At 56.7% G+C, this 8,050-nt stretch carries 6 protein-coding genes; 1 reads left to right on the top strand and 5 read right to left on the bottom strand.

The genetic code is table 11. The features are described from left to right. On the top strand, positions 1 to 190 hold a 190-nt coding region (locus IEW02_RS19860), incomplete at its 5' end, for a dTDP-4-dehydrorhamnose 3,5-epimerase family protein (protein ID WP_188546602.1). A 1,235-nt stretch (positions 191 to 1,425) separates the two neighbouring features. Here the strand turns inward: IEW02_RS19860 and IEW02_RS19855 are convergent. From IEW02_RS19855 to IEW02_RS19835, 5 genes are all read right to left on the bottom strand, one after another. Continuing rightward, positions 1,426 to 2,781 carry an O-antigen ligase family protein gene (locus IEW02_RS19855; protein ID WP_188546601.1) on the bottom strand — a complete coding sequence of 452 codons (1,356 nt, stop codon included), beginning with the start codon at positions 2,779 to 2,781 and terminating at the stop codon, positions 1,426 to 1,428. A 34-nt stretch (positions 2,782 to 2,815) separates the two neighbouring features. Continuing rightward, positions 2,816 to 4,261, bottom strand: a complete 1,446-nt coding sequence (locus IEW02_RS19850; RefSeq protein WP_188546600.1) for an oligosaccharide flippase family protein — start codon at positions 4,259 to 4,261, stop codon at positions 2,816 to 2,818. 120 nt (positions 4,262 to 4,381) lie between these two features. Further along, the gene (locus IEW02_RS19845) at positions 4,382 to 5,221 is read right to left on the bottom strand and encodes an O-fucosyltransferase family protein (protein WP_188546599.1); all 840 of its coding nucleotides are present in this window, start codon (positions 5,219 to 5,221) and stop codon (positions 4,382 to 4,384) included. A 13-nt stretch (positions 5,222 to 5,234) separates the two neighbouring features. Then, positions 5,235 to 6,203 (bottom strand): glycosyltransferase family 2 protein, encoded by a 969-nt coding sequence (locus IEW02_RS19840; RefSeq protein WP_188546598.1) that lies wholly within the window; start codon positions 6,201 to 6,203, stop codon positions 5,235 to 5,237. Next, entirely contained in the window at positions 6,190 to 7,719 is a 1,530-nt protein-coding gene (locus IEW02_RS19835) for a sugar transferase (protein WP_371829980.1), read from the bottom strand. The genes IEW02_RS19840 and IEW02_RS19835 overlap by 14 nt, the downstream gene beginning before the upstream one ends. Positions 7,720 to 8,050 lie beyond the last annotated feature (331 nt).

Raw genomic sequence — 8,050 nt, 5'->3', positions numbered from 1 at the left:
CGAGGACAAGTCGACGGTGATGTACCTGTGCTCCATCGAATACACCCCGTCCCTGGACCGCGACCTGAACCCACTCGACCCCGACCTGGCCATCGACTGGCCCACGCACGGCCGCGACGGGTCCGCCCTCGAATACCAACTCTCCGAGAAGGACAAGGCGGCGCCGTCCTTTGTCTCGAAAGGTATCTGAGGTGCGACCACACCCCGGTGAGTTACATTTCTTCTAACCTGTACCAGCGTCAAATAACGACGCCTGACTTGTCTCACTGACCGAGCATCGTCTGATGAACACCACACCGTAATCTCATACGCACGGTCGCGACTGCCTAGCCGTCACCACGCCTCCTGAGCGCGCATCCTGCGGTAGTGTCAGCCCATGGGGCGACCGAACGCAGGACCGGCGTTGCGTGCTCGCTAGGGCTCATCAGTGCAGCGACGCGACCGCGGTTTGGGTTGCCTTGCGCGATGACAAGGCGGAACGTCGAGGCGGTCGAGGCAGGCAGTTTTCAGCAATTCTCTCGTGAGCTGATCTAAGGGAATGCGACAATCACCGGCTCATCGAATTCACGACACATGCACGCCAGGTTCGATGCTCGAAGGGTTTGTGTTCGAGTGATCAGCGCATCTACAATCTGCTTTTCACTGTTGCAATGAAATCTGCGCAGAACGCCAGGACTAGAGCAAAGATAAGGGCACAGAATTGGATCTCTACGTACTGACAGCCTCCGTCGAACCCCGATCAGTTCCAACGTTACGACGTTCGGACTGGGGCATGCGACGCGCAGACTATGAGTCGGCTCTCGCTTTCTATGCGCGGGAAATTAAGCCCGACCGAGCTCAGATTCTGTTTGTAGAGAACACAAACGCCGATTTATCAGACTTTGAGACCGTTGCCCGGCGGGAGGGTCACGCACTTTCCACGTTGTCGTATCTAGAGGACCCGTCAGTGTCCGAGAAAGGTAAAGGGAACGGCGAGGCCTTGATGTTCGATCGCGTGGCCGAATTCCTAAACCTTAGTCCTATACCCATTCGGACGGTGACCAAAATAACCGGCCGCTTGAAAGTCAAGAATCACGCAACCCTCCTCTCCCGCTGCGCGTCCTTCGATCGGTTCATATCGTGCCGAGTCTCGTCGGATCTCAAGCAGGTAGATACCAAATACTTCGTCACAGACTGCGCCACCTGGACCACGTATATGACTGGCCTCGAACCACTGGTAGACGAAATAAACGGCAGATACCTAGAACACGCTGCAGCGCTTCGCTTTGCGCAAACTCGTTTCGACGGTCTCGCCTGGGTTCAGTTCCGGCGAAGACTCCACATCGAGGGAATCAGCGGCTCGACCGGGGTGCCTTACGGAACGTTCAAGCATAGGATTCGCGAGGGAATGGGCATTGCCGCTACACGAATAATGTCCGACCGCAGCTATCTTTGAGACGCGTACCGATGCTCGGAGGATCTAAGCAAACGCCCAGTCTCGCCCCCAATGACGGCGTCGCGGTCAACCCGGCTGGTCTTTCCCATCACAGCGCTGGCCAAGTAAAAGACAAGAACCGGAACCAAATACCACTGGACATTGTAGGCCCACCCGTAAACAAGTATTGCTAACGGTATTGCGACTTCTTCCTGACGCGATCTGGCCGCTATAAAGGTATAAACAAGCGCGATCAGCAAGACAGCCACAAATGCAACTAGGCCAACGACGCCAACACGTAGATACGAAGAGATGTACCAGTTGTGGGGTATGTACGTCAGCAGGATGCCGTCCGGTCTGATTCTGTTCCAACCACTGCCGAATGGCGCCCCCAGCATAATCGTATCTATACCTTGAATTATGCTCCGGTCGATCAGCACCGACCAATCGTATAAGCGCCCATTGTATGTGTTCGAGTTTTGAGCCGAGGCGGTCAGATCGCTACCAATCGTCACCAGCCCACCCAAGCTTGCGGCAACGTAGCTGACCAGTGCGATCGCACACGCCCACCAGGCCAGTACCACGAGACGAACTACGGGGATGCTACCGATAATCACTACTACGCCGGCGAGAGTGGCCACCCAAACAGATCGATGCTGGGTTATCAACACAAAGACGCCGAATACGCAAAACAGGCCTAGATGCCAGTTGCCGAGGCCGCGGGACCATTTAGATAGCGCCAAAAGCGCCGCAACTGATATAAACATCGCCTGGACTGCCGTGATCGGACGGCCACCTATCGCCGTGATGCCGTTGTCGTTCAGTACACCGGAGGATGCATTCCCTAAGCCATACATCCCAATATGCACGACTGCAACGATGGCAACACCAAAGCCAGTCAAAGTGAGGAACTTTTCGAATTGGGCTCGTAGGTCTTGTTGTGCACAGGGGTAAGTCAGGATCCAAAAAGAGACGCCCAGGATTGAGATCCAGGCGCGAGCTTCATTTACGGCTGTACCGAGACCGAATTGTGATATTCCAACAACCAAGGAGTAGCTCAGCATCAAAACGAGGAGCGCAAGTAGCAGCGAGTAAGCGGAGAACAGTCGGGACAGAACGTTAGGCGACCGGACCAGCGCGCTGAGCACAAAGACAGCCGTGAACACATCTGGAACCGTCACGGATAAACCACCGACGTACACCAAGGTCGGCCAAATTGGTATATCCCAATTGGACACGGCCATAAATGACACAACAGCGAGGCCCACCGCGAAACGACGACTCACTACGTACACAAGCACAAACATCCCTGTAAGTCCTGCGCCCAGGACGCCTACGGTGGTCAAGCCATCGAACACTTGGTCCATGCTGAGCCCTCCCACTTCGATCGTCGTCCGGTAATCAAGATCTTCCGATGTACTGCTTCGCAATCTTGACCGGTGGGAGTCGCCTCCTGAAGACAAAGACCAAGGTCAAAGCTACCAGGGCGGCCATCAATGTCAACGCGAACCGTGGCACCAAAGGTCGATCCCCATCGAAGGCAAAATCCAGCAAGAAATAGAGGCCGGCACCGAGGGCCGTGCTTGAAACGATTACGTTCGCGTAACCCGGCAGCAGGAGGCGAAGATTGACGAGTCCGTGCCGGTTTGCGTAGTAAAGGTCGGACGTATGTCTGATTACAGGTGCCGCGATCACCCCTCCAATCGCAAACCAGATGTTTCCGTAGATAATGAGCGGCACAACGCACCAGACTTGGATGACTAGTACGAGCCCTTCCGAAATCCACGTCTGCGTCTGATTGTTAGTTGCTTGTAATCCGGATGAGAGAACCGAGCCCGGCATTTGCAGACCGGAGGCTAGAGCAAGGCCGGGCGCGATAATTGCAGCAATCTGCCATCCTGGACCAAACAAGATCGGTATCAGGTGGGGCGCCACCACTCCCAATCCAACGGAGGTTGGAACTCCAATCCAGGCCACCAACAACATCATGTTGGCCCAGTTGTCGTGCGCACGTTTCCTGTCCAGAATATCGTGACGAAATTCTGGGTAAACGACCTGCACTATAGCGGTCTCGACAGTTTGCAAAGGCATGGATGTCAGGACGTCAGACCGGTTCCAGTTGCCGTAGACTGAGGACCCGAGAAATCTACTTACAGCGATCCTGGGTACGTTGCGCCCTGCGTATGCGAGCAAGCCAAAGACGAGCACTTTACCTACGAAGGGCGTAATCGTCTTCGAGATCTCTTTATCAAATGCAGGATAGTAAAAACGCCTGAGACCAATCTGAATGAGAATTGGAACCAAGACTTGACTGAGGATAGGAGATACTACGAGGGCTGATGCACTTCGAAACTGAAGCGCACAGGCCACCCCTACTCCCATGCCAACGACGTTTGCAGTGACGGTAGATATCGCAAGCAGTTTGTAAGAACCACGGCGCCGCGCTACGCCTTGCATCACAACGGATTGCGGAGCTGCAAGGACAAATAGTGCAATTATTCGTGTTGGATTGACAGCCTCAGGTGTCCCCCACAGATCCGACCAGAGGTTCGCTGACAAGAGTAACGCCATCGAGACAACGGCCCCGCTGATGAGTGCGAGGCCGGACATCGCCCTGATACTTCGTCGCGAATCCTCCTGCAGCAACATGGTCGCTTGACCGATTCCCGCAGTCGCAACCATCGCGAACAACGCCGAAGCTCCCAGAGCTACGCCGTAGGCTCCGAAACCCGAAGGGTCGATCAATCTGGATGTGACGGCAGAATACCCAAATTGGAGCAAGAAAGTTACTGCCTGGCTGGACAGACCAAATACAGAACCCAGCGCTAGGCTACGCCCTCTGGTCATTGTTCAAGCAAGGCAACACCCAACGAGCCATCGCACGTGCATCGGGCAAGTTGGGCCTTCCCTGGGCATTGAATTGTCGACGACTTCAGACGTTTTCGACAGGACATCGCCACTGTAATTTCAACGAATCCAGCTGTACTGCGAGCTGGAGGGTGCGAGACTTCTGAAATCCACGGGCACATCCGGTGGATCCAACGGTGTCTCGACCCGATACATCGGCGCGGGGCGGAGGGCGTCTGCCATGTGGACGAAGGTCGACCAGGCCGGCCCGATCAAGTAAGACGATTGAGCCAACAAATACAAGTCGGCCACTGCTTCTTGCACGCCGGCCGTAGAGTTGTATCTACCCACCTTCTTCATCGCCACGATGCTTGGGAACTGGCTCTGCAGCTCAGCTTGAGTACCTGGATCGTCGCACGACAAGTAGAAGCTCATGTCTGGGGACACCTCGAGGATTTGATTTATGCGAGCAACGAACCACGATACGGGTGACGTTGATTTCGTATGGGGGTGCGCTTGGTTATGGGCGCGGACCATCAACCCAACATAAGGACCGCTGAGGAGGGAGTTCGAGAGCAAAGTACGTATGCTGACTTGAATTGACTCATGGGGAACCAGCTCACGAAAAGATTCCTCCCATGTCCGGGGTTGCTCCGCAAATTCAAACGGGTCGTGATGGCGAGCATTTACCCAAGAAACGTCGTTGAGTTCAGTGACAGCCTGCCCCGTTGTGACCGTGGGGTGCTTCTTCAATGCGTAGGCATTCTGTACAAAACTGACGAGCCTGACATCAAAGTTCCACAACTGGCTCAATTTCGCCTGAAATCGATGATCTCGTTTCCAATAAACAAGATGCTCTCGGTCGGTAGCGATGGCCAACTCCCGACTGCTGAGCAGGGGCTTGATCCGGTTCCCGACTCCTCCGTACAGCGAAGTCAACAAAACCCTACGCTCGCTCATATGCCGTCCCTCACTACGTATTGGTCTCACTCTTGGCAGGGCTTGTGAGCGCCTGCGCCGGATTCGCCAGGGCCGAGGTAATGGCGCGCACCCACCAAATCCCATAAGTTGCCGCAATTATCAGCGGCCACATACGCGGTGAAGTTTTTTGCAAGATTCTTGTCATCGATTTCCTGTGCCCGCCGCCCTTTACGCCTGTGAACGACTTCCAGCGGGTGATCATACTGCCGTCGACTGCCCGGTCCCCACGCGCGCAATGACCGATGGCTCTCGGAGTTTCAGAAATCGCGATTCTGGACATTCTTGAGCGATATCCGTAGTCGATGTCGGCCAAAGCGTGCGCAAAGCCTCCGTCAATCCCGCCAACTTTTCTAGCAATGTTAACCGGGACGAGCACACAATTCCCATTGAACGCATCCAGGTTCGTACCCTCATCGCCACCGGCGGTCTGTCGATAGGACAAGGGATGTAAGCCGACCCTCTTCAGACCACCGTACGAGCGCTCGTCGGATGCCGGCTCTGTGAAAACTCCGACCACGATGTTGTCGCGTCGATCGGATTGCGTTTTAAACAGTATGTGAAGGGCACCTTCATCGAGGTAGGTGTCGTCGTTTAACCACAGAATGCAATCGCGCGGACCCCTGCACCTATCAAGCACCCACGATTCAGCTATCTGCATGCTCCGAGCCCAGTACCAACTGCCGTCACCTTGGATGACCGTAACCGCGTCACCCAGCAGAGTCCGAACCGCTTCCGAAGTTCCGTCCGTGGATCCGTCATCAACAATAGTTACGTCGAATTCGACCGCGATCTGCGATGCACTGACCATCAGATTTTCCAGTGATCGGATAGTCATTGGCCGCCGATTGTGGCACGCCATTATTACATGTAACTTGCCGGTTGGACCGTCGTCTTTTGCCTGTACGAGCGTTTGGTCGATGGAAATCTCGACGGGTTCGCAATTGCGCTCAGTACGCCCCATCGCTGCCCACCACCGCCTTGGCCGTCTTGGCGACAATTAGGAGGTCACCTACCATCGACCAGTTTTCCACATAGGAGAGATCCAGGCGCACCGTCTCGTCCCACGACAGGTCCGATCGGCCGCTCACCTGCCACAAGCCGGTGATTCCGGGCTTCACCAACAGGCGCCGGCGCACATCGCCGTCGTAGGTCTCGACCTCGCGACGCAGCGGCGGCCGAGGTCCGACGACGCTCATCTCGCGCCTGAGGACGTTGAAGAACTGCGGCAACTCGTCGATGCTGAACCGACGCATCACTTTGCCCACCGCGGTTGTGCGGGGGTCGTCACGAATCTTGAACAGAACTCCGCCGCCGCTCTCGTTCTGTTCCATCAATGCCGAGACCTGCTTGTCCGCGCCGTCGACCATGCTGCGGAACTTGATCATCTGGAACGGTTTTCCGTCCAGCCCGATGCGCTCAGCCTTGTAGAAGATCGGGCCGCGGCTGGTGGTCTTGACGGCGATCGCGGTGGCAAGCAGAACCGGCGAGACGGCCAGCAGAGCCAGCAGAGCGAAGACAAAATCGAAGGCGGTCTTGCTGAATCGCGTGGCGCCGTTGTACTGAGGCTTCTCGACGTGAATCAGCGGGAGGTCGGCAACGGGGCGCATCAACAGGCGCGGGCCGGCGACATCCACCACGCCTGGCGATACGACGAGGTCGACGTTCAGCTTCTCGAGGTCCCAGGCGAGCTTGCGCATGCCCTGGACTCCGAGGTGCTCGGTCGCCGTGACAGCGACGGTATCGGCGCCGGTCACTTCGATGGCGTCGAGGACGCAGCTTTCGTCGCCCAGGACCGGAACGCTGTTGTCGCCGACTGTCACGCTGGCGGAGTCGTTCGCTTCGTATCCGGGAAGGCAGATTCCCACGACGTTGTAGCCGGCGGTGGGTGACTTCGCGAACGAGTGCGTCAAAGTCGTAGCGGACGATCGGCTGCCTACGACGAGCACCGATGTCTGGAATTCGCCTCGAGCGCGGCGACGGGTGAGAACTTGTCGCCAACCCCACCGCGTCACGAGCAGCGAGATCAGCCCGAGGGGAAAGGCAATAGCGAGGTAGCCGCGCGCCGGATCACCTTTGAAGATCAGAGCCGCGATGGCTACCGCGCCGAACAAGCGCAGTGTGGCCGAGACGATGCGGCGGTACTCCTCCGCGCCGGTGCCGATCACGCGGGGAGAGCGAGTACGGAAGATTGCAAGGGAGGCCAACCACAAGGCCGCCAGGCCGACGGAGATTGCCGTGTACATGAGATCCGTGTGGCCGACCGTTACCGAGGACTCGACTGCCCCGAACCGAACCCATTGAGCGACGCCCACGGAGACGATCACGGCAATCGTGTCGGTCACCCGCAAATTCTTGACGTACTTCTGCTCCCAGACGTGCCGGGCCTCAGGTTCCTGCACCGTGCCGCGAACGCGGGAGAGGACGAACGCCCGTCGAGACCGCGCCGCCGGCTGCGTCTCAGAACGAAGCGTCGTCACAGAAATGCGCCTTCCCGATCGGTTTGCACCGGCGGGTGTAATCCCCAACCCGACGGTGGCTAGTTGAAAAAAATATCTCACGACTTCTGCGGCCATGCTGACCGCGTGTGCGACATCACAAGCATAAAAACACGTACTCGGCAAAAGTCCGCAGGTAACGGGGGAATTACCGAGTGGTCACTGTCATTCGTTCAACCGACACCGCGTGCATCGTTCTGAAGGGGGTGTCGACTGCCGACGCCGGTTCGTTACACCGAACCAAAAAATGAACGCTACTCGTGATCTCGCCGACGCACACGTGCGAACGGAAAGTATGTGAATTGGCGACAAC

This window comes from Rhodococcoides trifolii (genome assembly GCF_014635345.1).
Classification (GTDB): Bacteria; Actinomycetota; Actinomycetes; order Mycobacteriales; family Mycobacteriaceae; genus Rhodococcoides; species Rhodococcoides trifolii.
Note: the sequence above shows the minus strand (reverse complement) of the source record. Positions and strands in the feature narration are given on the sequence as shown.